Raw genomic sequence first — 23,606 nt, 5'->3', positions numbered from 1 at the left:
GGCCTCGGACCGGGTTGCTTGCATGACAGGCGCGTGTGTCGCGGTCCACGGATCGAAGCCATCCCCCAAAAGAAAACGGGCCCCGAGGGGCCCGCAATCACCTTCTCTGACGGCAGATGCCGGATCAGAGCAGTGCCAGGTTCACAGCCGACTCGCGGCCGTCACGGCCGGGCTGGATGTCGAACGAGACTTTTTGGTTGTCGGCAAGGCCGGTCAGCCCCGAACGCTCGACAGCCGAGATGTGGACGAAAACGTCCTTGCTGCCACCTTCGGGGGCGATGAAGCCGTACCCTTTGGTGGTGTTGAACCATTTGACGGTGCCAGTGGCCATCGTCGTGCTCCTCAAAATAACTGCCCGCGGGATTGCGGCAGGTCGGCTAAGTCTTAACAAAATCGAGTGACTGAGCCGGGTCGGAGCAGGTGGTCGATAAAGGCGACGTCGCGGTCTATAGAATACAGGCCGTTCCAGCGTCGCGCAAGAGTTGTAAGACCCCTGCGACGGGGCGTTTTTCTCATTCTTCCCGGAAATTCCGGGCGAAAAGCAGCGAGAAGAGCGCCAGGGGCAGGAACAGGGACTTCACCGCGAAGAGGACGCCGATCAGTGTCCAGCTCAACCCGAGCAGCTGGGCCTCTGCGTAGAGCAGGACCAGGGCGATCGGGGCAAATAGAAGCATCACAACAGCAGGCACAGCGGGTTTTCGACCTCGATAACAGGCGTGGGTCTGGCACGTCGGCTCGACCAAAATAACGGGAACACCCCTCAAAATGACGGGATCGTTCCGGATTACAAGACTATGACCGTAATTCTGGCGCGAAAGAGCGTCGCTTTGCCGATCGATGCGCGGGATCGGCAGGATTTCGCATCGTGTTGCCCCGCGGAACGCGGGTTTCGGGGGGCGCCCCTGCCGCAGTGCGGCGACAGGGGCGAATCACCTCGCGGCGGATCAGTCCAGCATGGAGAGCGCGCGGGAGAACATCGCCGGGTCGACGTTGCCGCCGGACAGGATGGCGATCACCGGGCCGCTGCCCGGGGCCCTGGTCAGCGCGGCGGCAAGCGCCACGGAGCCGCCCGGCTCGCCCACGATCTTGAGCCGCAGGAAGGCCTGCGCCATGGCCATCAGCGCCTCGTCCTCGCTCACCACGAGGCCCAGGCCGCAAAGCCGCTGGATGTTCGGCCAGGTCAGGTCACCGGGCTGGGGCGTGATGATCGCATCGCAGATCGAGCCGGAGAGCCGGGCGTTGCGCTGGATCGCGCCGGCGGCCTGCGAGCGGACCACGTCGTCGAAGCCCTCGGGCTCCACCGGGTGCACGGTCAGGCCCGGGGCCGTCGCCTCCAGCGCCAGGGCCACACCGGAGGTCAGGCCGCCGCCGCCGCAGGGCACCAGCACGGGGGCCTCCTCGATCCCCAACTCCGCGGCCTGTTCGGCGATCTCCAGCCCGCAGGTGCCCTGGCCGGCGATCACCAGCGGCTCGTCAAAGGGTTTCACCAGCGTCAGGCCACGCTCTGCCGCCAGCCGGGCGCCGATCTCGTCCCGGTCCTCGCTCTCGCGGTCATAGGTCACCACCTCGGCCCCGTAGGCGCGGGTGTTGGCCAGCTTCAGCGCGGGCGCGTCCGACGGCATCACGATCACCGCCGGCACGCCGTGCATCTTCGCGGACCAGGCCACGCCCTGCGCGTGGTTGCCCGAGGAGAAGGCGATCACGCCGCGGGCCCGGACCTCCGGCTCCAGCGCCGAGATCGCCGACCACGCGCCGCGCGCCTTGAAGCTGCCGGTCTGCTGGAGGCATTCCGCCTTCACGTAGACCGGGCGCCCGGCGAAATCGTCGAGCAGCGCGGAGTGGAGCAGCGGCGTGCGCCGCACGTGGCCCGCCAGCCGCCCGGCGGCGGCGGTGATCATGTCGAAGTTCATTTCAGTCTTTCCAGCCAGAGGGAGAGGGCGGCGAGGGCTTCGGCCTCGTCGAGGTAGGGGATGTGGCCCCGGTCGGGCACATGGGCCACGATCAGGTCGGGGTCGCGTGCCTGCATCTTCTCCACGGCGTCGTGGGTCAGCAAGTCCGAATTCGCGCCGTGGATCACCGCCAGCGGCAGGTCGGTCAGGCTGTCGAAGAGCGGCCACATGTCGGCCTTGGGCTCGGCGCCGGCCTCGATCACCGCGTCGCGCAGGCCGGGATCGTAGTTGATCTGCAACCCCTCGGGGGTCTCGACATTGGTATGGGTGACCTCCTTGCGCCACCGTTCCATCGGCACGTTCGGGAAGGCGGGCATGTGGGTGGAGCGGAAGCGCGCGGCCTCCTCGTAGGTCTTGAAGGGCGGGTTCTTCCCGAGATAGCCCATGATCGCCTCCAGCCCGGCGGGGTTCAGTTCGGGCCCGATGTCGTTCAGGGCCACGCCCAAGAGGCGGTCCTTTGCCAGCAGCCCCAGCAGCATGGCGATGATCCCCCCGCGCGAGGTGCCGAGGACCGCCACCTTCTCCAGCCCGAGGTGGTCGAGCAGGGCAAGCGCGTCCTTGGCCTCGACCGGTACGGTGTAGGTCTTGTAATCGCCCCAGTCGGACTGGCCCCGGCCCCGGTAGTCGAGGCGGATCATCCGCACGCCCTCCAGATGCGGCGCGACGAAGTCGAAGTCGCGGGCGTTGCGCGTCAGGCCGGAGAGGCAGAGCAGCGGCAGGCCGGTGCCTTCGTCCTCGTAGTGCAGGGACAGGCCGTCGGGGGCGGTGAAACGGGGCATCAGAAAACCTCCAGGTCGGGCAGGGTGGCAAGATCGCTCAGGATATGGTGCGGGCGGCCGGGCAGCCGGTCGAGCGGCTCGCCCTTGCGATTCACCCAGGCGGTGGTGAAGCCGTAGGCGGCGCCTGCGGCGGCGTCCCAGCCGTTCGAGGAGACGAAGAGCACCTCCTGCTTCGGCACGCCATAGGCCTGCCCCACGAGGTCATAGACTGCGCGGGCGGGCTTGAAGACGCCGACGCTCTCGACCGAGAGCACCGCTTCCAGCAGGTCGCCGATCCCGGCGGAGCCCACGGCTCCCTCCAGCATCGCCGGGCTGCCGTTCGACAGGATGCCGAGCCGCTGGCCGCGCCCCTTCAGGGTCGCCAGCATCTCCGGCACCTCCGGGAAACTGGCCAGCTCGTGGTAGAGCGCCATCAGTGCGGCGCGCATCTCGGCGTCGCCGTCCAGCCCGGTGGCCTCCAGCGACCAGTCGAGCGCCTCGCCGGTGACCTGCCAGAAATCGGCGTGATCGCCGGAGACGGCGCGGAGCCAGGAATAGGACAGCTGCTTGATGCGCCAGTGCTCTGCCAACGCGGGCCAGCTCTCGGCGAGGGCGGGAAACCGCCCCGTGGCCGACAGGTCCCGCGCGGCGGCAGCCACGTCGAAAAGCGTGCCATAGGCGTCGAAGATACAGCATGTGATCGGCATGGGGCCCTCCCTCGGCTCTCTCCCCGGGCGCCATGGCACCCGTCTCGCGGGCACCCTGCCACGGGTCTGGCAGGGGGGGGAAGGCCCGGAGGCGGCGCTGCGTGCCACCGCCCGAGCCCCGCAGGCGTGGGTGCGATTGCCTGACTGACTGCGCCCGCGATTGCCCTCGTCACGGGCGCCCCCGAGCGGCTACGCTCTTTCCAGTCCCAATTGTCGCACGAGTGCCCCCATGTCCCGTCCCGCCGAGCGCCTCCGCGCCCAGATCGCCGAGGTCCAGCAGCAGATCGCAGAGCTTCACGACCAGATCGAGGAGACGGTGGCCCGCCGCCGCGACGAATTGCGCTACCGGATCGAGAACGGCCGCGTCGTCTGGGAAGCGGACGTGCGCCGCCGCCACCGGGCACTGCGGGTCCGGCTCTCCACCTTCCTCGCGCGCACGCGGCTGCGCTACGTGATCACCGCGCCGGTGATCTATTCCCTGATCCTTCCCTTCGCCCTGCTGGACCTCTTCGTGACGCTCTACCAGGCGATCTGCTTCCCGGCCTACGGCATCCCGAAGGTCACGCGCGGCGACTATATCCGCATTGACCGCCACCACCTCGCCTACCTGAACGGCCTGCAGAAGCTGAACTGCATCTACTGTGGCTATTGCAACGGGTTGCTGGCCTATGTGACGGAAATCGCGGGCCGGACCGAGGCCTTCTGGTGCCCGATCAAACATGCCGCCCGGGTCCGCGCCCGCCATCGCCATTACGACGGCTTCCTCGACTACGGCGATGCGGAGGGCTTCGAAGACGGGGTGCAGGCGCAGCGCGACCGCATCCGCAAGGTCTGACCAGAGGAGAGGGCGGTCCCGAAAAAAAAGGGCCGTCCGGCCCCTCATCCACTGTTCGAAAATATCCCCGGGGGGCGCCGCGTCAGCGGCGGGGGGCAGGCAGCCCCCTCAGCGCCGCCGCAGCCTTATGACCACGTCGACCTTGGCCACCTCGGCGCCCTCGGGCGCCTCCGGCAGCCGCGAGATGACGAGTTCGTCGGAGGGCGCATCGGTCAGCGCCCCGTCGTCTTCCCAGAAGAAATGCGGGTGATCGTGCATGTTGGTGTCGAAGTAGCTCTTCGACCCGTCCACGGTGATCTCGCGCATCAGGCCCGCGTCGCAGAAGGCCCGCAGCGTGTTATAGACGGTGGCAAGCGACACCGACTGGCCGTGGTTCATGGCGGAGGCATAGAGGCTCTCCGCCGTCACGTGCCGGTTGCGGCCGTCGCCCACCAGAAGTGCCGCCAACGCCACGCGTTGCCGCGTCGGACGCAGTCCCGCACCGTTGAGCCATTCCGTACCGCGAAGAGAGGCTTCCGGCGCCATGCTGTCTTGTTTCCCATCCATTGCAGGACAATATATAGGGCCGGAAGCAGAGGAATTTCAATTCAATTCCCGGACGCGGCCCTGACGCCGCGGCATTTTTGCGCCCTTGCAAGGCTGGTTTTGCCGGTGATAGAGGGGGCATGAATTTTGGGACACAGACGAGGGGGCGCGCCTTAATGGCCGATTATCCGACCAGCTTCGACAAGGACGACCTGCTGAAATGCGCACGGGGCGAACTCTTCGGTCCGGGCAACGCGCAGTTGCCGGAACCTCCGATGCTGATGATGGACCGGATCACCGAGGTCAGCGCCGACGGCGGTGAGCACGGCAAGGGCCATATCGTGGCCGAGTTCGACATCCACCCGGACCTGTGGTTCTTCAAGTGCCACTTCCCCGGCAATCCCGTGATGCCGGGCTGCCTCGGCCTCGACGGCCTGTGGCAGCTGACCGGGTTCAACCTCGGCTGGCGCGGCATGCAGGGGCAGGGCTTCGCGCTCGGCGTGGGCGAGGTGAAGCTGCAGGGCATGGTGACCCCGGCCCGCAAGATGCTGACCTACCACGTGGACTTTACCCGCGTCATCGACCGCAAGCTGAAGATGGGCGTTGCAAACGGCCGCGTCTTCGCCGATGGCGAGGAAATCTATGCCGTTCAGAACATGAAGGTCGGCCTCGCGGCCGCCGCCAGCTGAACCGGTACTGAAGACGCCTGTCCCGGGTGCGCCCGGCGGGAGAGGGAGTAAGCATATGCGTCGCGTCGTCGTCACCGGTCTGGGGATCGTCTCCTCGATCGGCAATAACGCCGAGGAGGTTCTCGCCTCCCTCAAGGCTGGCAAATCCGGGATCGAGGCCTCGCCCGAGATGGCAGAGCGCGGGTTCCGCAGCCAGATCGCCGGCACGCTCAAGATCGACCCCGCAGAGCACGTCGACAAGCGCGCCCTGCGCTTCATGGGCCCCGGCGCCGCCTACGCCCATATCGCCATGAGCCAGGCCATCGCCGATGCTGGCCTCGGCGAGGATCAGGTCGTCAATCCGCGCACCGGTCTCGTGGCCGGGTCCGGCGGGCCCTCGACCTCCTCGATGTTCGCCGCGCACCAGACCGTGCTTGAAAAGGGCTCGCCGAAGCGGATCGGGCCCTTCGCGGTGCCCAAGTGCATGTCCTCCACGATCTCGGCCAACCTCGCGACGGCCTTCAAGATCAAGGGCATCAACTACTCGATCACCTCGGCCTGCTCGACCTCGCTGCATTGCATCGGCAACGCGGCGGAACAGATCATGCTGGGCAAGCAGGACGTGATGTTCGCCGGCGGCGGCGAGGAGCTGGACTGGACGCTCAGCTGCCTCTTCGATGCCATGGGCGCCATGTCCTCCAAGTACAACGACGCCCCCGAGAGCGCCTCGCGCGCCTTCGACGCGGACCGTGACGGCTTCGTCATCTCCGGCGGCGGCGGCATCGTCGTGCTGGAAGACCTGGAGCATGCGCTGGCGCGCGGCGCGAAGATCTACGCCGAAGTCACCGGCTATGCCGCCACCTCGGACGGGCACGACATGGTCGCGCCCTCGGGCGAGGGCGGCGAGCGGGCCATGCGGCTTGCGCTTTCGACCCTGCCGGAAGGCCGCAAGGTCGGCTACATCAACGCCCACGGCACCTCGACCCCGGTCGGCGACGTGGGCGAGGTCGAGGCCGTGCGCCGCGTCTTCGGCGAGGGCCAGACCCCGGTGATCTCCTCGACCAAGTCGATGACCGGCCACGCGCAGGGCGCCGCCGGCGCGCTGGAGGCGATCTTCTGCCTGCTGATGCTGGAAAACGACTTCATCGCCCCCTCGATCAACGTGGCCACCCTCGATCCTGCGCTCAAGCCCGAGGAAATCGCCACCGCGCTCAAGGAGAACGCGGGCCTCGAAACGGTGATGACCAACTCCTTCGGTTTCGGCGGCACGAACGGTTCGATGCTGCTGTCCAAATATCACGGGTGACCTGACATGACCGGACCTCTCACCGGCAAACGCGGCCTGATCATGGGCGTGGCGAATGACCGCTCCATCGCGTGGGGCATTGCCAAGGCCATGGCCGAAGCCGGTGCAGAGCTGGCCTTCACCTACCAGGGCGAGAACTTCGGCCGCCGCGTCAAGCCGCTGGCCGAAAGCCTCGGCGCCTCGCTTCTGGTGGATGCGGACGTGACCGATGACGCCTCGCTCGACGCGGCCTTCGACACGCTGAAGGCGGAGTGGGGCCAGCTGGACTTCCTCGTCCACGCCATCGCCTATTCCAACAAGGACGAGCTGGCGGGCCGGTTCGTGAACACCTCGCGGGAGAACTTCAAGCACTCGCTCGAGATCTCCTGCTATTCGCTGATCGAGGTCGCCCGACGGGCTGCCCCCCTGATGACCGAGGGCGGCACGATCCTGACCCTGACCTACCAGGGCTCGACCCGCGTGACCCCCTACTACAACGTCATGGGCGTGGCCAAGGCGGCGCTGGAAAGCGCGGTGCTCTACCTCGCCAACGACCTCGGCCCGGACGGCATCCGCGTGAACGCGATCTCCCCCGGCCCGATGAAGACGCTGGCAGGTGCGGCCATCTCGGGCGCACGCAAGACCTTCCGCCAGACCGAGGCGAACGCGCCGCTGCGTGCCAATGCCACGCTGGAGGCCGTGGGCGGCACCGCCGTCTACCTGGCTTCCGATGCCGGTGCCTGCACCACAGGCGAGACGATCCGCGTCGACGGCGGCTACCATGTGCTCGGCATGCCGCAGCCGGAAAACCTCTGAGCCATCGTTCGGGCTGACCGTTGCGCCACGCCTGCGGCGTGGCGGATCGAGGCCTCCGGCGGGGATACTTGAGAAACGGAAATCGAAAGCCTTTCTTAACCCCATCGCTCTAGACAGGACGAGCGGTACAGGCGGGGACGCCGATGACCGTAAACGGAAATGCTCCCCCGTCCGAAAGGGCGGGGGAGTTTCCATTTTCGTTTCTGAAGAAATATCCCGGGGTCCGGGGCAGCGCCCCGGGCGCGCTCTCCACACTGTGACGGCGCGGGCGGGCCGTGCTCCGGTCTTGCCGGGAACCATGGTGCTCCGTCGTGGGTTCTTCCCGCAAAGGAGGTATTGCATGACCCATACGCTCACGCTGCAACACATCGAACCCGTCACCCCCGACACCCACCGCCTGCGGTTCCGCCGGCCGGATGGTTTCGACTTCACCCCCGGTCAGGCCGTCGACATGGCGCTCGACAAGGATGGCTGGCGCGAGGAGAAGAGGCCCTTCACCTTCGTCAGCCTGCCGGATGAGACCTGCCTCGATTTCGTGATCAAGTCCTACCCGGAGCATGATGGCGTCACCGAGCAGATCGGCAAGATGGAACCCGGTGACAAGGTGATCATCTCCGCGCCCTGGGGCGCCATCCATGACGAGGGCCCGGGCTGGTTCATCGCGGGCGGCGCGGGCATCACGCCCTTCCTCGCCGTGCTGCGGCGGCGGCTGGAGATCCATGGCACTCTGGCGGGCTGCACGCTGATCTTCTCCAACAGCACCGAGGCCGACATCATCCTGCGCCGCGAGTTGGAGGCGATGGAGGGGCTGGAGACGATCTTCACCGTCACGGACGAGGCAAACCCGAGCGAGGGCGTCCTGACCGAGAAGATCGACCGCGACTTCCTCGGTACGAGGATCAGCCCGGACATCGGTCACTACTACGTCTGCGGGCCTGAGCCGATGATCGAGGATGTCACCGAGGCGCTGAAAGGCCTCGGCGTTGCGGAGGATCGGATCGTGGTCGAGGACCTCGACTGACATCGCCGTACAGGTGTTCGGGCCTAAGGGCGCTGCGTCACTGCGCGCCCGGGAGCCCGAGCCGTGCGCGAGGCAAGATCAGGAGAGCCGGGTCAGAACCACTGGCCCGGCTCCATGAGTCCGAGATCGAGCAATTGTCGCGAGTGCCATTCGAAGGGTGCGGAATTGTGCCAGCGGAAGCTCGAGATGTCGAAGGTCGACCCCGGGTTGCGCTTCAGTGCCTTGGCGGTCCGGAAGGAGCAGATCGCGGCGGTCAGGTTGTGGTGCCACGGGCAGGAATAGGTGTTGTACTCCTCGTCGTCGAAGACGTGGCCGGGCAGCAGTTTCAGCCCGGGTTTGGCGCGGAAGAGCGCGATCCGGTCGATGCGCCGGCTGCGCGCGGGGATATGTTCCTCGAACCGCCACCGCAGCCCGCCGTAGAAGTCGAGCTGGCGCTCCTTCGGGTGGCCCTGCGCGGCTTCATCGCGGCGCGCCTGAGCGTAGTAGCCGGAGCGGTCGAGATGGGCGCTGTCGAGCGAGACCGCATCTGGGTGCATAGCCAAGTCCCCGGCATAGAGGTCCACCACGTAGGTAAGCATGGCATCGCGCCGTTCCTCGGCGTGGAAGCTCAGCATCTCGCCCACGGTCCGGGTCTCGCAGAACGGGTGGAAGAGATACTCGGCATTGAAGCAATAGTAGAGCCAGAGCCCCGGGGCGGCGTCGATCACCGCGTTCACGTGGTGCTCCAGCGCGCCGGGGCGGGAGACGTCGCAGCTGATCCGGCAGGTGGTGGCGCGCAGGTCCTCGGCCAGGTCGAAGGCGTCGGGCATGAAGACCAGAACCTGCGCGAACCCGGCGACCTGATGGTGGCGGATCGTGGTGTCGATCTCGACCTCGTCCTCGACGAAGATCATCGCCACCGGCCCCTTGGCGAGCGCCGCGCGGCCCCGCGCCAGGAAATCCCCGATCGAGCTGAACCGCCTCTCGATATCCGCCACTGTGCCGTTCCTTCTGTCTTCGCCGCCAAGGTCCGTGGTTTCGTCGCACATTGCAAGTGACCCGTCGATCGGTGTATCCCCGCGCGAAATTCCCTGTCTGTCCAGTATCCGCGCGGAGGCCCCCGATGTCCGAGGCCAAGAAACTCTATATCAAGACCTACGGCTGTCAGATGAACGTCTACGACAGCGAGCGGATGGCGGAGGCTCTCGGACCCAACGGCTACGTGACCGTGGACTCGCCCGACGAGGCGGACATGATCCTGCTGAACACCTGCCACATCCGCGAGAAGGCGGCCGAGAAGGTCTATTCCGAGCTGGGGCGCCTGCGGGGGCTCAAGACCCGGCGGCCGGACCTGAAGATCGGCGTGGCGGGCTGCGTCGCGCAGGCCGAGGGCGCGGAGATCATGCTGCGCCAGCCGATGGTCGACCTGGTGGTGGGGCCGCAGAGCTATCACCGCCTGCCGGAGCTGGAGGCGAAGGCCGGGGGCGGGCAGAAGGCGCTCGACACCGATTTCCCGGAAGAGGACAAGTTCGCGGAACTGGCGGCGCGCCCCAAGGCCAAGCGCGGCCCGACCGCCTTCCTCACCGTGCAGGAGGGCTGCGACAAGTTCTGCGCCTTCTGCGTCGTGCCCTATACCCGGGGCGCGGAGGTAAGCCGACCGGTGGACCGTGTGCTGACCGAGGCGCGTGACCTCGTCTCGCGCGGGGTGCGGGAGATCACCCTGCTGGGCCAGAACGTGAATGCCTACCACGGCGAAGGCCCGGACGGGCGCGACTGGGGGCTGGCGCGGCTGGTCTATGCGCTGGCGGAGATCGACGGGCTGGCCCGCATCCGCTTCACCACCTCGCATCCCAACGACATGGACGATGCGCTGATCGCGGCACTGGGGGACTGCGACAAGCTGATGCCCTACCTGCACCTGCCGGTCCAGGCCGGCAGCGACCGTATCCTGAAGCGGATGAACCGCAGCCACACCCGCGACAGCTACTTCCGCGTGGTCGAGCGGATTCGCGAGGCGCGGCCGGATATTGCGCTGTCGGGCGATTTCATCGTCGGCTTCCCGGAGGAGACCGACGCGGATTTCGCCGAGACGATGGACCTCGTGCGGCGGGTGAACTACGCGGCCTGCTTCTCGTTCAAGTATTCCTCGCGCCCGGGTACGCCCGCGGCAGAGCGGGGCGGGCAGGTCGACCCCGAGGTCGCCTCGGCCCGGCTGATCGAGCTTCAGACGCTGCTCAACGCGCAGCAGCTTGCGTTCATGAAGGCGATGGTGGGCCGCGAGGTCGGCGTGCTCTTCGAGAAGCCCGGGCGGCACCCGGGACAGATGGTGGGCAAGTCCGACTACCTGCACGCGGTCCATGTGACCGCCGAGGGGCTGGCCCCCGGCACGCTCGCGCGGGTGAGAATCATCGACGCCGGGGCGAACTCCCTGGCGGGCGTACTGGTCTGATCTGGCGGGGCTTTGCCCGGAATCCGGGCGGGGCGGGGCGCTGAATTGTGGCTCAATTGGGGCCTTAATCTGACGAGCGTTTGCGATTGTTCTCGCGCTCTGGACAGTAGGCGCTTTTCGCACGGCAGTGTTATGGCTGTGATTGAGATCGTGTTAACTTCTGATAACACCCCGTTTCGACGGGCGGTCATCCGGGCCGCAGCCTGACAGGCTGTGCCGGCGGCGGCCCGTCCCCAGCACGATCAGATAGGTCACGACATGAAGAAACTTCTCGCCGGTGCCGCCGTTGCGCTCGGGCTCGCCACGCCCGCTGTTGCCCAGTCCAACTATGCCTACACCTTCCCGCAGACCGGTCACGTCGTCTACGTGAGCTGCTTCCGCGGTCCGTGGAAAGAAGTGATCTGGGATCGTCCGAACGCCAAGTTCGTGGATAGCCTGCGGGACCTCGGCTACGACTATCCGAATGCCCACGCCATCGCCGAGCGGGTCTGCCGCGATGATGCGCTGGTCTTCAACAAGGAAGGCCTGAAGCAGGAAATGATCCGGATCTACTACGAGTCGAAGGCCTACCGCGAGAAGGGTGCGCCGAACTACATCCTGCGCTGATCGCGTGCTCCCCTTTTCCGGGGGGAAGACGCTCTCCTCTACAGGTGTCCTGCTCGACCCCGCAGCGCGGGGTCGAAGTATTTTTATCAACAAGTCCGGATTGATGGATAAGTTGGTACAATATCTGGTGGAAAATTCTTCACAACGAGACACAATTCGGTAAACTGAACTTCAATAAAACATGCTGGTCCTGTGTAGCGGAGGCTCCGGGTGACGTAACGTCGGACCGGTGGGGGTAACAAAGGAACGTCAGTGGTGGCAAAAGTCATTTCATATGCGCTCCGTGGTCTGTCGGGCGGCTTGGCCGCCGCGGCGCTGGTGCTGTCGGCCCTGTCCGCCACGCCCGCGCAGGCCCGGTCCGAAAAATACATTCCCGGCATCTGGGTCGATCCCGATGGCTGCGAACACTGGGTCATGGACGACGGCGCCGAGGGCTACATGACGCCCCACGTGAACCGTCAGGGCATCCCGGTCTGCCGCCGTGGCAACGTCTGCGGCGTGATGAACTCGGACCAGTTCTTTGCCACCGACAAGTACTACATCAGCCCGGCCAACCGGCAGCGGCTGGCGCAGTTCTTCCAGCAGTCCACGGCGACGGCCTTCATCATCGCGGGCCACACCGACAGCCGCGCCTCGGACGAATACAACATGCGCCTGAGCTACAACCGGGCCAACGCGGTGGCACAGGTCGCCGCCACCACCGGGGCACGCATCGCAGATGTCCGCGGCTACGGTGAGCGGATGCCGCGCGCCACCAACAACACCGCCGCGGGGATGGCCCAGAACCGCCGCGTCGAAATCATCTGCATCCAGTAAGGGAGGGGAGAGATGAACAGCGTGAAAATCCTCGCCGGCGCCGCCCTCCTGATCGGGGTCACCGCCTGCCACCCGATTCCCGTCCCCGGTGACAAGAGCCGCGACCGCGGGTTCGACAATCATCCGGTCTCCAACCTGAAGGCCGGCATCTGGGTCGATCCCAACGGCTGTGACCACTGGATCATCGACGATGGCCTCGAAGGTTACCTGTCGCAGCGGCTCGATCCCTACGGCAAGCCGGTCTGCTCCGGCGCCTACGAGCCGAACACCGCGAACGGCGATTTCAAGCGGGGCATCTGGGACCCGTCGAACAGCTGACGATGCTGCGCCACGCACATAATACGACCCGAATGCCGCAAGCCTCTGCTTGCGGCATTTTGCATTCCGAAGTCCGCCTAACTACATCCTGTCTGGTATCCGCGCTTGCCATGACGCGCGGTGCTTGGCACCCTGAGGACCTATACAGCGAGGAGTCCTGATTGACCGCAACTGTGCTGACCCCGCCTGCAAACCTCGACACGCTCACCGAGATACTTGTCGAGTTTCCGGACAACTTCCTTCTGATCGAGCTCTGCGGTGAATATGACCGCAACCTGACCGAGATCGAGCAGAAGCTCACGGTGCAAATTCTCCGACGAGGCAACCAGCTTGCCGTCATCGGCGAAGGCCTTGCGGCGAAGGAGGCGGCAGAGGCGCTGCAGGCGCTCTATGCCCGTCTCGAGGCGGGCCGCGAAGTGGGCCCCGGCGACATCGACCGCCAACTGCGCATGAACAAGCCCGAAGCGCCCACCCGGGACGGCAACCAGTTCGAGATGTTCCGCGGCGACACCGTGGAGATCAAGACGCGCAAGAAGATGGTCGAACCCCGGACCGAGGCCCAGAAGGCCTATGTCCAGAACCTCTTCCAGAACGAGCTCGCCTTCGGCATCGGCCCGGCGGGCACCGGCAAGACCTACCTCGCCGTGGCGGTGGGGGTCTCGATGTTCATCGAGGGCGCGGTGGACAAGATCATCCTGTCCCGTCCGGCGGTCGAGGCCGGCGAGAAGCTGGGCTATCTGCCCGGCGACATGAAGGACAAGGTCGATCCCTACATGCAGCCGCTCTATGACGCGCTGAACGACTTCCTGCCCGGCAAGCAGCTCCAGAAGATGATGGAGGAGAAGACGATCGAGATCGCGCCGCTGGCCTTCATGCGCGGGCGGACCCTGTCGAACGCCTTCGTGGTGCTGGACGAGGCGCAGAACGCCACCTCGATGCAGATGAAGATGTTCCTGACCCGTCTGGGCGAGGGCTCCCGCATGGTGATCACCGGCGACCGCAGCCAGATCGACCTGCCGCGGGGCGTCAGCTCGGGCCTGCATGACGCGGAGCGCCTGCTGAAGGCGATCCCCAAGATCAGCTTCAACTACTTCACCTCGAAGGATGTGGTGCGTCACCCCCTTGTGGCGGCGATCATCGAGGCTTACGAGGCCGACGAAGCCTGAGCGTCCGCCCCTTCATCTTTCCGCAAATACTCGCGGGGGTGTGGGGGCGGCAGCCCCCACCGGACCCGGATAGATGCTGACGGACCTGATGATCGAAGAGGCGGCCTGGGAGGCCGTCGACCTTGAGGAGATCGCCGAGCGCGCCGCCCTGGCCGCGCTCGCGCATCACGACCTCGCCCCGGCGGAGTGGGAAATTGCGGTGCTGGCCTGCAACGATGCCCGCATCGCCGAGCTGAACGCCGAGTTCCGCGAGAAGCCCGCGCCCACAAACGTGCTGTCCTGGCCGGCCGAGGATCTGGCCCCGGACGAGGCGGGCGAGGCGCCCCATGCCCCCACGCCCGATCCGATGGAGCCCGGTGCCACGCCACTGGGAGATATCGCCATCGCCTGGGAAACCTGCCTGCGCGAAGCAGAGGCGGGCGGCATTCCGCTGACGGACCATCTGACGCATTTGATCCTTCACGCAACGCTCCATCTTTTGGGCTACGATCACATTCGTGACGAAGATGCCACTTTGATGGAAACTATTGAGACCGGGATACTTGGCAAGATGGGTATCCCTGACCCATATTCGAGAGACGCCGGGTAGTTCCCCGGCCAGCATGGAAAGGTAAGATGGGCGAGACCACCGACGGGTCTTCTAGCGCAGCGCAAAGCGCGCTGCCTCAGAGCCAGAAAGAGACCGACGCGGGCGCAAGGCCTGCCACGGCACCGCAACAGGGCTGGCTTGGCCGGCTTTTCGGGGGCCAGCGGTCCCAGATCGATCCGCGCAGCTTGACGCAGCCGGGTCCAGTCACCTCGCCTCGTCCTGCCCACGGGATGATCAACCTGCGTCGTATGCGGGTCGAGGATGTCGCAATTCCCAAGGCCGAGATCGTGGCCGTCCCCGTGACCATCACGCGGGACGAACTGGTGCATGTGTTCCGCGAAAGCGGCATGACGCGCCTGCCGGTCTACCAGGGAACGCTGGACACGCCCATCGGGCTGATCCACCTCAAGGACTTCGCGCTTGAACACGGGTTCAACGGCAAGGCTTCGCGGTTCTCCGTGAAGCGGATGCTGCGCCCGCTGCTCTTCGTGCCGCCCTCCATGCCGATCGGCGTGCTGCTGCAGAAGATGCAGACCGAGCGCCGGCACATGGCGCTGGTGATCGACGAATACGGCGGGGTCGACGGGCTCGTTACCATCGAGGACCTGATCGAACAGGTCATCGGCGAGATCGAGGACGAGCACGACGTGGACGAGGTCGCGCCGTTCCAGAAGGAAGCCTCGGGCTCCTACCTCGCGCTCGCCAAGACGCCGCTCGAGGATTTCGAGGGCGCCACGGGGGTCTCCCTGACCGAGGACGACGGCATCGACGAGGAGGAGATCGACACGCTTGGCGGTCTGGTCTTCATGCTCTCGGGCCGGGTTCCCGCCCGCGGTGAGGTCGTCCCCCATCCGGCGGGCCACGAGTTCGAGGTGGTCGATGCCGATCCGCGCCGCATCAAGCGGCTGCGCGTCCGGCTGAAGGCGCCCGAAACCGAGGCCGCCTGACGGACGCCGGGATCGGGCGCCGGGATCGGGTTGGCCGGATCACCTTGGTCCGGCCTGACCTTCACAGCGTCCGATCACGCACAGGTTAACCCAAATCGACTGCGCCCCCGCATGGCCGGGGGCGCATTCCGTTTCTGGGCCTGCTAAAGCTCGGGCAAGGCGCCCTCGACACGGGCGCAAAGAGGCACGGGTCGGGGGATCATGCAGACACTCGTTCACTGGATCGCCGGCTGCAGCCGCCGCGCACGCACCGCTCAGGCCGCCGGGGCAGGGTTACTTCTGGCGCTCGGGCAGGCGCCAGTCAACCTCTGGCCCGTGGCGCCTCTCGGGGCGGCGGGGCTCTTCCTGCTGATCGCAGCCGCCCCCAGCCGCCGCGGCGCCTTCTTCGCCGGATGGGCCGGGGGCGGGGCCTATTTCGCCCTTGCGCTCAGCTGGATCATCGAGCCCTTCATGGTCGACGTGGCCCGGCACGGCTGGATGGCCCCCTTTGCCCTCGTCTTCATGGCCTTCGGGCTGGCGCTCTTCTGGGGCGCCGCCGCCCTGCTGGCGCGCGAGGCGGTGCTGTGGCGTCGCCCGGCGGCGTCCCGAAGCGAAGCCGTGACCGAGGATGGGCGCCCCTATGCGGGCGTCGATCTGCTGTCGGTCCTGGCCGTCACCGGGGCACTCGGCGGGGCGGAGCTGCTGCGGGCCTATGTCTTCACCGGCTTCCCCTGGGCCACGATCGGGCACGGGCTGATCGACAGCCCGCTGTTGCCGCTGTCACGGATCGCCGGGGCAGGGGGCCTGACCTTCGTGCTGCTGGCGGTGGGGGCGGGGCTGACGCTCGCGCTCTGCCGCCCCTGGCCGCGGCTCGCGCTCTGGGGCGCAGGCGTCGCCATGCTCTTCGGCCTTGCCGCCGCGATCCGCCCGCAACTGCCGATCCCCGAGGACGCCCCGATCATCCGCCTCGTGCAGCCCAACGCCTCGCAGCGCGACAAGTGGCGTGACGAGATGATGCCCGTCTTCTTCGACCGGATGGTGGATTTCACCGCCGCCCCGCCGCGCCCGCCCGCGACGCACCGTCCCGATGTGGTGGTCTGGCCCGAGACGGCACTGGCCTGGCCGCTGGAGGTGGCGGAGGTGCTGACAACCACGATCATGCGCAACGCGGGCGGCTCTGCCGTCGTCGTGGGCGCGAACCGGCGCGAAAATGGGCGGTGGTACAATGCCTTGGCCCTGCTCGGACCCGACGGAACCCCGGCGGCGGTCTACGATAAATCGCATCTGGTCCCGTTCGGGGAATACGTGCCCTTCGGCGATCTGCTGGGCGCGCTCGGCATCGAGGGCATGGCGACTCGGGATGGATACGGTTTCTCCTCCGGCCCCGGGCCGTCGCTGGTGGAGCTGCCCGGCGTCGGTGCCGCGCTGCCGCTGATCTGCTACGAGGCGGTCTTCCCGCAGGACATCCTCGATGCGCCGGCGCGGCCCCGGATGCTGCTCCAGATCACGAATGACGCCTGGTTTGGCAATATTTCCGGGCCTTATCAGCATCTTGCCCAGGCCCGCCTGCGGGCCGCGGAACAGGCGCTGCCGCTGGCGCGGGTCGCCAACACCGGGGTTTCGGCGATGATCGACGCCAGCGGAGCGGTCACCGGATCGCTGCCGCTGAACGCCGCCGGCTGGCGCGACCTGCCGCTGCCGCCGGCCGGTGCGCCCACGCTCTACAGCCGCACCGGGGACGGGCCGATCGCGGTGCTTTTCCTGCTCTGTCTTTTGATCGCTCCGGCCCTTCAGGGGCGCCGCAGAGTGCTGCATTCGTCGGAGAAGGACGTTGACGCCCCGGAAAAGGGGGCATAGGCAAGAGGAATTGCCGCCCCAACGGCTTCCTGACGGGGTGGGTCAACACTAATGGAGCACCATAATCATGACACGTCGGAACTACATCTTCACCTCTGAATCCGTTTCAGAGGGCCACCCGGATAAGGTCTGTGACCGGATCTCCGATGCTGTCCTGGACGCGCTTCTGGCCGAAGAGCCGGAAGCCCGGGTGGCCTGTGAAACCTTCGCCACGACCGACCGGGTCGTGATCGGCGGTGAAATCGGCCTCAGCGATCAGGACAAGCTGCACCAGTACATGGAGGCAGTGGACGGCATCGCGCGCGACTGCATCAAGGACATCGGCTACGAGCAGGACAAGTTCCACCATGAGACGGTGGAAATCACAAACCTGCTGCACGAGCAGTCCGCGCATATCGCGCAGGGTGTGAATGCCTCGAACGAGAAGGACGAGGGTGCCGGCGACCAGGGCATCATGTTCGGCTTCGCCACGAACGAGACCGAGGCGCTGATGCCCGCCCCGATCCAGTACGCCCACAAGATCCTGCGCCGCCTGGCCGAGGTCCGCAAGAACGGCACCGAGCCGACACTGCGCCCCGACGCCAAGAGCCAGGTCTCGCTGCGCTACGAGAACGGCGTGCCGGTGGAGATCACCCAGCTGGTGCTCTCGACGCAGCATGCGGACGAGGCGCAGACCAGCGCCGACATCCGCGCCATCGTGGAGCCTTACATCCGCGAGGTCGTGCCCGAGGAATGGCTGACCAAGAACACCGAGTGGTGGATCAACCCGACCGGCAAGTTCGTCATCGGCGGCCCTGACGGGGACGCGGGCCTGACGGGTCGCAAGATCATCGTGGACACCTACGGCGGGGCCGCGCCCCACGGCGGCGGTGCCTTCTCGGGCAAGGATCCGACCAAGGTCGACCGCTCTGCCGCCTATGCTGCACGCTACCTCGCCAAGAACGTGGTCGCCGCCGGCATGGCCGACAAGTGCACGATCCAGCTCTCCTACGCGATCGGCATCTCGAAGCCGCTCTCGATCTACGCCGACACCTATGGCACCGGCAACGTGGACGAGGCCGAGATCGAGAAGGCCGTGGCCCGGTGCATGGACCTGACCCCGCGCGGCATCCGCGAGCACCTGGCCCTCAACAAGCCGATCTACCAGCGGACCGCGGCCTACGGCCACTTCGGCCGTCTGCCGGACGAGGACGGCGGCTTCTCCTGGGAGAAGACCGATCTCGTCGAGGCGCTGAAGAAAGCGATCTGAGCCGCAGGGCCCCGACACATCCAAAGGCCCCGCCCCGGCGGGGCCTTTTCGCATCCCCCGCCCAGTGGGCCCTCCCTTCATCTTTCCCTGAAATACTCCGGGGGAATTGCCCCGCTCTGCGGGGCAAGGGGGCAGAGCCCCATGCTGTCGTGGACAGCGCCCTTCAGCCTTCCCGCAACGTTCGGTTCGGAAAATTCGAATTCTCCGGTTGCAGACCCTCATGCCCGCCACTCCGTTCCCCACGCGCGCCCAAGAATTTTCGAGAATTCTTGGGGAAATTCTTCGAAGAATTTTCCGCCCCGGCCCTCCGCCGGTGCTTCACCATTGAAAACCGCGTCTCACAAGGCTATCGGGCGGCCCATGAGCGAAGACAGACACCCCACCGGCGCCCCCTGGCGCAACTTCTATGGCCGCTTCAAGGGCAAGGGCCTGCGCAAGTCGCAGGAGGCCTATCTTGACGAGGACCTCGCAGAGCTCTCCCCCGGCAAGGTCGGCTGGGAGGAGAACCCCGACCGGCTGCCGCTCGATCTGGAGGCGCTCTTCGGCGGACGGGAGGTCTGGCTCGAGGTCGGCTTCGGCGGCGGCGAGCACCTCGTCCACCAGGCCAGCAGCAACCCGGATGTCGGCATCATCGGGGCCGAGCCCTACATCAACGGCGTCGCCATGCTGCTGGGGAAGATCCGCGAGGCGGGCGTGAGCAATCTTGCCGTCCATCCCGGCGATGCGCGCGATCTCTTCGACGTGCTGCCCGAGGCCTCGGTCTCCCGTGCCTTCCTGCTCTACCCCGATCCCTGGCCCAAGAAACGCCACCACCGGCGTCGCTTCGTCACGCCCGAGCACCTCGAACCGCTGGCCCGGGTGCTGAAGCCGGGCGCGATCTTACGGGTCGCCACGGATATCCCCGACTACGTGCGCCAGACGTTGCAGGAAGTGCCGAAGGCGGGCTTCGACTGGCTCGCCGAAGGGCCCACCGACTGGCGTGAGCCCTGGGCGGATTGGATCTCGACCCGCTACGAGCAGAAGGCCCTGCGCGAGGATCGCACCCCCCATTACCTGACCTTCCGCCGCCGCGAGAGCTGAGGCCAGACCCTCCGGTCCGGCCGCCTTGCATTCCGCGGTGGGTTGGCCCCGGGCGTGCCTGGACATCGCCAAGGCATGATTGCCCATTCCCCCGCGCGGGGGGCGCTGACGGGTCTCCCCCCGCCGGGCGTCCGTCGCAGGGCTCTGTCGGGGCCCGCCGCGCTTCCGGCCCTCAGACCGGCTCTGCCGTCAGCCAGACCCCACCCTCGGGCCGCAGGGTGATGATCATCACCGGCTCCGGCTCCCGTCCCGGCACGGCCCGGAAGCGGTAGCGCGCCAGCAGCGTGGCCAGGATGATCACCGCCTCCTGCATCGCGAAGGAGGCCCCGATGCAGATCCGGGGCCCGTCGCCGAAGGGCAGGTAGGCGTAGCGCGGGATCGCCTTGCGGTCCGCGAACCGCCCGGGCCGGAAGCTGTCGGGCGCCTCCCAGAGCAGGTGGTTCCGGTGCAGCGCGTAGATCGGCACCATCACCGTGTCGCCGCGCCGCACCTCGCGCCCGCAGAGCGTGTCATCCTCCTGCGCCGTGCGCGAGATGATCCCGGCGGCGGGGTAAAGCCGCAGCGTCTCCTCCACGATCTGCCGGGTGAAGGGCAGCCGTGCCACGTCCTCCGCTGTGGCCGCCCGCTCGCCGAGCACGGCGCGCGCCTCTGCGCGGGCGGCCTCCTGCGCATCCTCGTCGAAGGCGCAGAGGTAGAGCCCCCAGCCCAGCGTCAGCGCCGTGGTTTCGTGGCCCGCGACGATGAAGGTCAGCAGGTTGTCGCGCAACTCGTCCCGGTTCATCTGGCGCCCGGTCTCGCCGTCCTCGGCCTGCATCAGCAGGTCCAGCAGGTCGGGCACCTCCGAGGCGCCCTGCCGCTTGCGGCGCGCGATGGCCTCGTCGGCCACGCTCTTCATCTTGCGCAGGGCGGGCCCGCTTTTCAGCCGTCCGGGGCGTGGCACCCACTCGGGCATCCCCAGCAGATCGGGCAGCGAGACGCGCCCGGCGGCAGCGATATATGCGTCGATGGCGCGGTGCACGCCGCCCCGGTCGAAGCCCTCGCCGCCCGAGAAGGTCACATCCGAGATCACCTCGAAGGTGGCGCGCACCATCTGGTCGTAGAGGTCCAGCGGCTTGCCGTGGGCGGCGGCGATCCGGCGGCTGGCGGCCTCGGCGGCGGCGGACATGACGGGGGCGAGGGCGGCCACGTTGCGGTGCGAGAAGACCGGCGCGGCGGCGCGGCGCTGCCAGCGCCAGTGCGCGCCCTCGGCGATGAAGAGGCTCTCGCCGATCGCGGGGCGCAGCAGGGTCTTGGTCACGTCGGACTTGGGATAGCTCTCGACCTTTTCCAGCAGCACGCGGCGGATCGCGTCCGGATCCATCAGCATGTGCCAGCGGACCCCCATCTTGCCCGAGACGATGGGCTGGCGCGTGGCGATCTCGGGCAGGATGGTCAGAACGTTGCGCCGGGCCGCGGCGAGCGAGCCGAACAGGCCCAGCGGCTGCGTCACAAGGGGTGCGCGCACGGGCAGGGGGCCGGGCTGGTCGGGGGCCGGCGTGCGGGCGGCAGGGCCGCCTCGGGGCGGGAGGGCTGTATCGCTCATGACCGGAATATAGGGCCTGCGTGCAACAGGCCAATGTCCCCGTGCAGCCGGTGTCTTGCACCGCCGTTCAAAAAGCCTAGGTCGGGCGGGAGATTGCATGAGACGCATGGCTGGGCTATCCGGATCATGCCCCCAAGGAGGACCCGGATGTTTCGCAAACTGATCCCGCTGGCCCTGTGCATGGCCGCTGCTGCCTGTACGAACCCAAATGATATGGACGGGACCACGCCGGACCTTGGCGATTTCCTTCTGGGACACAATATCGTGGTCGCCTCCAAGGCGCAGGAAGGCCCGATGTCCCGCACCGCCTCCGAGGCGGAGTGGAAGACCGCGATGACCGACGCCATGCAGGAGCGCTTCGGCCGCTACGATGGCGATCATTACTACCACATCGGCACCAGCATCGAGGGCTACGTCCTCGCCCAGCCGGGCATTCCGCTGGTGCTCTCGCCCAAGTCGATCCTGCTGGTGAATGTCACCGTCTGGGATGACGAACTGGGCAAGAAGCTGAACGAGAAGCCGCACACCATCTCGGTGATCGAGACCTTCGGCGGCCATTCGATCATGGGCTCGGGCTACACGATGGAGCCGGAAGAGCAGATGCGCGGACTGGCGCGCAACGCCGCCAAGGAGATCGAGCGCTGGATGCTGGAAAACCGCGAGTGGTTCGGCAAGAGCGTGGCGCCGACCTCGCTGAAGGCACCGGCCCCCGCCGCCAGCATGACGGCAGGCACGACGGCTGCGACGACCGCCAGCCCCGCGGCCCCCGCCGCCACGCCGACCCCCGCCGCGAGCACCGCCACGACGGCGGTTCCGGCGGCCACCACACCCACCCCGGGTGCGCAGGCGGTCTTCGCCCCGGCGATCGAACCCGAGGTCCTGGGGCCGAACCTTCCCTGACCCCTCTTTAGAGTTCATCGGCGTCCGGGGTCCGGGCGTCACACCCCGGGAATCGCAGGCGCGATCCGATGCGAGCGCTTGATTTTCCCCTTCGGAGGCAATAAATGCCGCCCGGAGACGAAACGGGCCGGGCTGGCCCCACAAACCAGAGGCTCCTTGCATCATGGCAAAGGCAAAGTTTGAACGCGGCAAGCCGCACTGCAACATCGGCACCATTGGTCACGTCGACCACGGCAAGACCACGCTGACCGCTGCGATCACCAAGTACTTCGGCGAATTCAAGGCCTACGACCAGATCGACGGCGCGCCGGAAGAAAAAGCCCGCGGCATCACGATCTCGACCGCGCACGTGGAATACGAGACCGAGAACCGTCACTACGCGCACGTCGACTGCCCCGGCCACGCCGACTACGTGAAGAACATGATCACCGGTGCTGCCCAGATGGACGGCGCGATCCTGGTGGTGAACGCGGCTGACGGCCCGATGCCCCAGACCCGCGAGCACATCCTGCTGGGCCGCCAGGTGGGTATCCCCGCGATGGTCGTGTTCCTGAACAAGGTCGACCAGGTGGACGACGAGGAACTGCTCGAGCTGGTCGAGATGGAAGTGCGCGAACTGCTGTCCGCCTACGACTTCCCCGGCGACGATATCCCGATCATCGCAGGGTCGGCCCTGGCCGCCCTCGAAGGTCGTGACGACGCGATCGGCGAGACCAAGATCCGCGAACTGATGGCTGCCGTTGACGAGTACATCCCGCAGCCGGCACGTGCTGTGGACCAGCCGTTCCTGATGCCGATCGAAGACGTGTTCTCGATCTCGGGCCGTGGTACCGTTGTGACCGGCCGTGTGGAGCGTGGTGTTGTGAACGTTGGCGACGAACTCGAAATCGTCGGCATCAAGGACACCAAGAAAACCACCTGCACCGGTGTGGAAATGTTCCGCAAGCTGCTCGACCGCGGTGAAGCCGGCGACAACATCGGCGCCCTGCTGCGCGGCATCGACCGTGAAGGCGTGGAACGTGGCCAGGTGCTCTGCAAGCCCGGCTCCGTGAAGCCCCACACCGAGTTCGAAGCGGAAGCCTACATCCTGACCAAGGAAGAAGGCGGCCGTCACACTCCGTTCTTCGCGAACTACCGTCCGCAGTTCTACTTCCGCACCACGGACGTCACCGGCACCGTCAAGCTGCCCGAAGGCACCGAGATGGTCATGCCCGGCGACAACCTGAAGTTCGAAGTCGAACTGATCGCCCCGATCGCGATGGAAGAGAAGCTCCGCTTCGCCATCCGTGAAGGCGGCCGCACCGTCGGCTCGGGCGTCGTCTCGAAAATCATCAAGTAAGCGGATCGGCGTTTCGCGCCGGACCGGAAAGGGCCGTCCTTCGGGGCGGCCCTTTTGCGTTTTCAGCCCCGGGCTGCGCGGGCAGGGGGGTGCGGAACCGCGGCTGCGCCCGGCAGTTGAACTGCGGGCCCGGTGTCGCGTATCCGCTGAAGGACCGGTGACATCGCGCCCTCTCGGCCCCGACGA

The 23,606-nt window shown here is 66.9% G+C and carries 25 protein-coding genes and 1 riboswitch; of the genes, 17 read left to right on the top strand and 8 right to left on the bottom strand.

Annotated elements, in window-relative coordinates:
• Nucleotides 1-124: 124 nt before the first annotated feature.
• The 5 genes from ACX9MO_RS03750 to ACX9MO_RS03730 all read right to left on the bottom strand — a co-directional run bounded on the left by ACX9MO_RS03750 (nucleotide 125) and on the right by ACX9MO_RS03730 (nucleotide 3,414).
• Nucleotides 125-331 (bottom strand): cold-shock protein, encoded by a 207-nt coding sequence (locus ACX9MO_RS03750; protein WP_222492080.1) that lies wholly within the window; start codon nucleotides 329-331, stop codon nucleotides 125-127.
• Between the two features lie 181 nt (nucleotides 332-512).
• Entirely contained in the window at nucleotides 513-674 is a 162-nt protein-coding gene (locus tag ACX9MO_RS03745) for a hypothetical protein (RefSeq protein ID WP_222492082.1), read from the bottom strand.
• Between the two features lie 270 nt (nucleotides 675-944).
• Nucleotides 945-1,910 (bottom strand): threonine ammonia-lyase, encoded by a 966-nt coding sequence (locus tag ACX9MO_RS03740; protein WP_462213578.1) that lies wholly within the window; start codon nucleotides 1,908-1,910, stop codon nucleotides 945-947.
• Entirely contained in the window at nucleotides 1,907-2,728 is an 822-nt protein-coding gene (locus ACX9MO_RS03735) for an alpha/beta fold hydrolase (protein WP_462213577.1), read from the bottom strand. Before ACX9MO_RS03735 ends, ACX9MO_RS03740 begins: the two co-directional genes overlap by 4 nt.
• The gene (locus ACX9MO_RS03730; protein ID WP_462213576.1) at nucleotides 2,728-3,414 is read right to left on the bottom strand and encodes a haloacid dehalogenase type II; all 687 of its coding nucleotides are present in this window, start codon (nucleotides 3,412-3,414) and stop codon (nucleotides 2,728-2,730) included. The genes ACX9MO_RS03735 and ACX9MO_RS03730 overlap by 1 nt, the downstream gene beginning before the upstream one ends.
• Nucleotides 3,415-3,643: 229 nt before the next feature.
• Here ACX9MO_RS03730 and ACX9MO_RS03725 point away from each other — a divergent pair, with 229 nt between their 5' ends.
• On the top strand, nucleotides 3,644-4,249 hold the full coding sequence (locus ACX9MO_RS03725; protein WP_222492090.1) for a hypothetical protein: 606 nt from the start codon (nucleotides 3,644-3,646) through the stop codon (nucleotides 4,247-4,249).
• A gap of 108 nt (nucleotides 4,250-4,357) precedes the next feature.
• Here the strand turns inward: ACX9MO_RS03725 and irr are convergent, their stop codons facing one another.
• Nucleotides 4,358-4,774: a Fur family transcriptional regulator Irr gene (gene irr / locus ACX9MO_RS03720; protein WP_222492092.1), complete on the bottom strand. Its 417-nt coding sequence runs from the start codon at nucleotides 4,772-4,774 to the stop codon at nucleotides 4,358-4,360.
• Nucleotides 4,775-4,950: 176 nt separating this feature from the next.
• On the opposite strand from irr, the gene fabA reads away from it, so the two are divergent.
• The 4 genes from fabA (at nucleotide 4,951) to ACX9MO_RS03700 (ending at nucleotide 8,564) form a co-directional block, all read left to right on the top strand.
• Entirely contained in the window at nucleotides 4,951-5,463 is a 513-nt protein-coding gene (gene fabA / locus ACX9MO_RS03715) for a bifunctional 3-hydroxydecanoyl-ACP dehydratase/trans-2-decenoyl-ACP isomerase (protein WP_462213575.1), read from the top strand.
• A 55-nt stretch (nucleotides 5,464-5,518) separates the two neighbouring features.
• Nucleotides 5,519-6,748 (top strand): beta-ketoacyl-ACP synthase I, encoded by a 1,230-nt coding sequence (fabB, locus tag ACX9MO_RS03710; protein ID WP_462213574.1) that lies wholly within the window; start codon nucleotides 5,519-5,521, stop codon nucleotides 6,746-6,748.
• 6 nt (nucleotides 6,749-6,754) lie between these two features.
• Entirely contained in the window at nucleotides 6,755-7,543 is a 789-nt protein-coding gene (locus tag ACX9MO_RS03705; protein ID WP_462213573.1) for an enoyl-ACP reductase FabI, read from the top strand.
• Nucleotides 7,544-7,883: 340 nt separating this feature from the next.
• Entirely contained in the window at nucleotides 7,884-8,564 is a 681-nt protein-coding gene (locus ACX9MO_RS03700; protein WP_462213572.1) for an FAD-binding oxidoreductase, read from the top strand.
• A gap of 92 nt (nucleotides 8,565-8,656) precedes the next feature.
• Here ACX9MO_RS03700 and ACX9MO_RS03695 read toward each other — a convergent pair whose 3' ends face one another.
• Nucleotides 8,657-9,541 (bottom strand): hypothetical protein, encoded by an 885-nt coding sequence (locus ACX9MO_RS03695; RefSeq protein ID WP_462213571.1) that lies wholly within the window; start codon nucleotides 9,539-9,541, stop codon nucleotides 8,657-8,659.
• A 125-nt stretch (nucleotides 9,542-9,666) separates the two neighbouring features.
• Between ACX9MO_RS03695 and miaB the strand changes: the two genes are divergently transcribed.
• From miaB to trmB, 10 genes are all read left to right on the top strand, one after another.
• Nucleotides 9,667-10,992, top strand: coding sequence for a tRNA (N6-isopentenyl adenosine(37)-C2)-methylthiotransferase MiaB (gene miaB / locus ACX9MO_RS03690; RefSeq protein ID WP_462213570.1), 1,326 nt, complete (start codon nucleotides 9,667-9,669; stop codon nucleotides 10,990-10,992).
• Between the two features lie 258 nt (nucleotides 10,993-11,250).
• Entirely contained in the window at nucleotides 11,251-11,598 is a 348-nt protein-coding gene (locus ACX9MO_RS03685; RefSeq protein ID WP_462213569.1) for a hypothetical protein, read from the top strand.
• Between the two features lie 255 nt (nucleotides 11,599-11,853).
• Nucleotides 11,854-12,414: an OmpA family protein gene (locus ACX9MO_RS03680; protein WP_222492106.1), complete on the top strand. Its 561-nt coding sequence runs from the start codon at nucleotides 11,854-11,856 to the stop codon at nucleotides 12,412-12,414.
• A 12-nt stretch (nucleotides 12,415-12,426) separates the two neighbouring features.
• Entirely contained in the window at nucleotides 12,427-12,732 is a 306-nt protein-coding gene (locus ACX9MO_RS03675; protein WP_222492108.1) for a hypothetical protein, read from the top strand.
• Nucleotides 12,733-12,893: 161 nt separating this feature from the next.
• Nucleotides 12,894-13,898: a PhoH family protein gene (locus ACX9MO_RS03670; RefSeq protein ID WP_222492110.1), complete on the top strand. Its 1,005-nt coding sequence runs from the start codon at nucleotides 12,894-12,896 to the stop codon at nucleotides 13,896-13,898.
• A 73-nt stretch (nucleotides 13,899-13,971) separates the two neighbouring features.
• The gene (gene ybeY, locus ACX9MO_RS03665) at nucleotides 13,972-14,487 is read left to right on the top strand and encodes an rRNA maturation RNase YbeY (protein WP_462213568.1); all 516 of its coding nucleotides are present in this window, start codon (nucleotides 13,972-13,974) and stop codon (nucleotides 14,485-14,487) included.
• Nucleotides 14,488-14,513: 26 nt separating this feature from the next.
• Nucleotides 14,514-15,434, top strand: a complete 921-nt coding sequence (locus ACX9MO_RS03660; RefSeq protein WP_222492114.1) for a hemolysin family protein — start codon at nucleotides 14,514-14,516, stop codon at nucleotides 15,432-15,434.
• A 201-nt stretch (nucleotides 15,435-15,635) separates the two neighbouring features.
• Complete coding sequence (lnt, locus tag ACX9MO_RS03655) at nucleotides 15,636-17,270, top strand: apolipoprotein N-acyltransferase (RefSeq protein ID WP_462213567.1); 1,635 nt, start codon at nucleotides 15,636-15,638, stop codon at nucleotides 17,268-17,270.
• A gap of 10 nt (nucleotides 17,271-17,280) precedes the next feature.
• Nucleotides 17,281-17,329: riboswitch (SAM-SAH riboswitch) on the top strand.
• A gap of 8 nt (nucleotides 17,330-17,337) precedes the next feature.
• Nucleotides 17,338-18,519 (top strand): methionine adenosyltransferase, encoded by a 1,182-nt coding sequence (gene metK / locus ACX9MO_RS03650; protein ID WP_462213566.1) that lies wholly within the window; start codon nucleotides 17,338-17,340, stop codon nucleotides 18,517-18,519.
• Nucleotides 18,520-18,879: 360 nt separating this feature from the next.
• Nucleotides 18,880-19,599, top strand: a complete 720-nt coding sequence (gene trmB / locus ACX9MO_RS03645; protein ID WP_462213565.1) for a tRNA (guanine(46)-N(7))-methyltransferase TrmB — start codon at nucleotides 18,880-18,882, stop codon at nucleotides 19,597-19,599.
• Between the two features lie 172 nt (nucleotides 19,600-19,771).
• Here the strand turns inward: trmB and ACX9MO_RS03640 are convergent, their stop codons facing one another.
• Nucleotides 19,772-21,103 carry a cytochrome P450 gene (locus ACX9MO_RS03640; RefSeq protein ID WP_462213564.1) on the bottom strand — a complete coding sequence of 444 codons (1,332 nt, stop codon included), beginning with the start codon at nucleotides 21,101-21,103 and terminating at the stop codon, nucleotides 19,772-19,774.
• A 225-nt stretch (nucleotides 21,104-21,328) separates the two neighbouring features.
• Here ACX9MO_RS03640 and ACX9MO_RS03635 point away from each other — a divergent pair, with 225 nt between their 5' ends.
• Nucleotides 21,329-22,081, top strand: a complete 753-nt coding sequence (locus ACX9MO_RS03635; protein WP_462213563.1) for a hypothetical protein — start codon at nucleotides 21,329-21,331, stop codon at nucleotides 22,079-22,081.
• Nucleotides 22,082-22,244: 163 nt separating this feature from the next.
• On the top strand, nucleotides 22,245-23,420 hold the full coding sequence (tuf, locus tag ACX9MO_RS03630; protein ID WP_222492125.1) for an elongation factor Tu: 1,176 nt from the start codon (nucleotides 22,245-22,247) through the stop codon (nucleotides 23,418-23,420).
• The last annotated feature ends 186 nt before the right edge of the window (nucleotides 23,421-23,606 follow it).

The organism is Pseudooceanicola profundus (assembly GCF_054919315.1).
The sequence above is the reverse complement of the archived record's forward strand: the minus strand, read 5'-3'. Positions and strand labels throughout refer to the sequence as shown.

Coding starts and splice junctions, on each gene's coding strand:
- ACX9MO_RS03750 (WP_222492080.1), bottom strand. CDS start 331: ATGGCCACTGGCACCGTCAAATGGTTCAACACCACCAAAGGGTACGGC.
- ACX9MO_RS03745 (WP_222492082.1), bottom strand. CDS start 674: ATGCTTCTATTTGCCCCGATCGCCCTGGTCCTGCTCTACGCAGAGGCC.
- ACX9MO_RS03740 (WP_462213578.1), bottom strand. CDS start 1,910: ATGAACTTCGACATGATCACCGCCGCCGCCGGGCGGCTGGCGGGCCAC.
- ACX9MO_RS03735 (WP_462213577.1), bottom strand. CDS start 2,728: ATGCCCCGTTTCACCGCCCCCGACGGCCTGTCCCTGCACTACGAGGAC.
- ACX9MO_RS03730 (WP_462213576.1), bottom strand. CDS start 3,414: ATGCCGATCACATGCTGTATCTTCGACGCCTATGGCACGCTTTTCGAC.
- ACX9MO_RS03725 (WP_222492090.1), top strand. CDS start 3,644: ATGTCCCGTCCCGCCGAGCGCCTCCGCGCCCAGATCGCCGAGGTCCAG.
- irr (WP_222492092.1), bottom strand. CDS start 4,774: ATGGCGCCGGAAGCCTCTCTTCGCGGTACGGAATGGCTCAACGGTGCG.
- fabA (WP_462213575.1), top strand. CDS start 4,951: ATGGCCGATTATCCGACCAGCTTCGACAAGGACGACCTGCTGAAATGC.
- fabB (WP_462213574.1), top strand. CDS start 5,519: ATGCGTCGCGTCGTCGTCACCGGTCTGGGGATCGTCTCCTCGATCGGC.
- ACX9MO_RS03705 (WP_462213573.1), top strand. CDS start 6,755: ATGACCGGACCTCTCACCGGCAAACGCGGCCTGATCATGGGCGTGGCG.
- ACX9MO_RS03700 (WP_462213572.1), top strand. CDS start 7,884: ATGACCCATACGCTCACGCTGCAACACATCGAACCCGTCACCCCCGAC.
- miaB (WP_462213570.1), top strand. CDS start 9,667: ATGTCCGAGGCCAAGAAACTCTATATCAAGACCTACGGCTGTCAGATG.
- ACX9MO_RS03685 (WP_462213569.1), top strand. CDS start 11,251: ATGAAGAAACTTCTCGCCGGTGCCGCCGTTGCGCTCGGGCTCGCCACG.
- ACX9MO_RS03675 (WP_222492108.1), top strand. CDS start 12,427: ATGAACAGCGTGAAAATCCTCGCCGGCGCCGCCCTCCTGATCGGGGTC.
- ybeY (WP_462213568.1), top strand. CDS start 13,972: ATGCTGACGGACCTGATGATCGAAGAGGCGGCCTGGGAGGCCGTCGAC.
- ACX9MO_RS03660 (WP_222492114.1), top strand. CDS start 14,514: ATGGGCGAGACCACCGACGGGTCTTCTAGCGCAGCGCAAAGCGCGCTG.
- lnt (WP_462213567.1), top strand. CDS start 15,636: ATGCAGACACTCGTTCACTGGATCGCCGGCTGCAGCCGCCGCGCACGC.
- metK (WP_462213566.1), top strand. CDS start 17,338: ATGACACGTCGGAACTACATCTTCACCTCTGAATCCGTTTCAGAGGGC.
- trmB (WP_462213565.1), top strand. CDS start 18,880: ATGAGCGAAGACAGACACCCCACCGGCGCCCCCTGGCGCAACTTCTAT.
- ACX9MO_RS03635 (WP_462213563.1), top strand. CDS start 21,329: ATGTTTCGCAAACTGATCCCGCTGGCCCTGTGCATGGCCGCTGCTGCC.
- tuf (WP_222492125.1), top strand. CDS start 22,245: ATGGCAAAGGCAAAGTTTGAACGCGGCAAGCCGCACTGCAACATCGGC.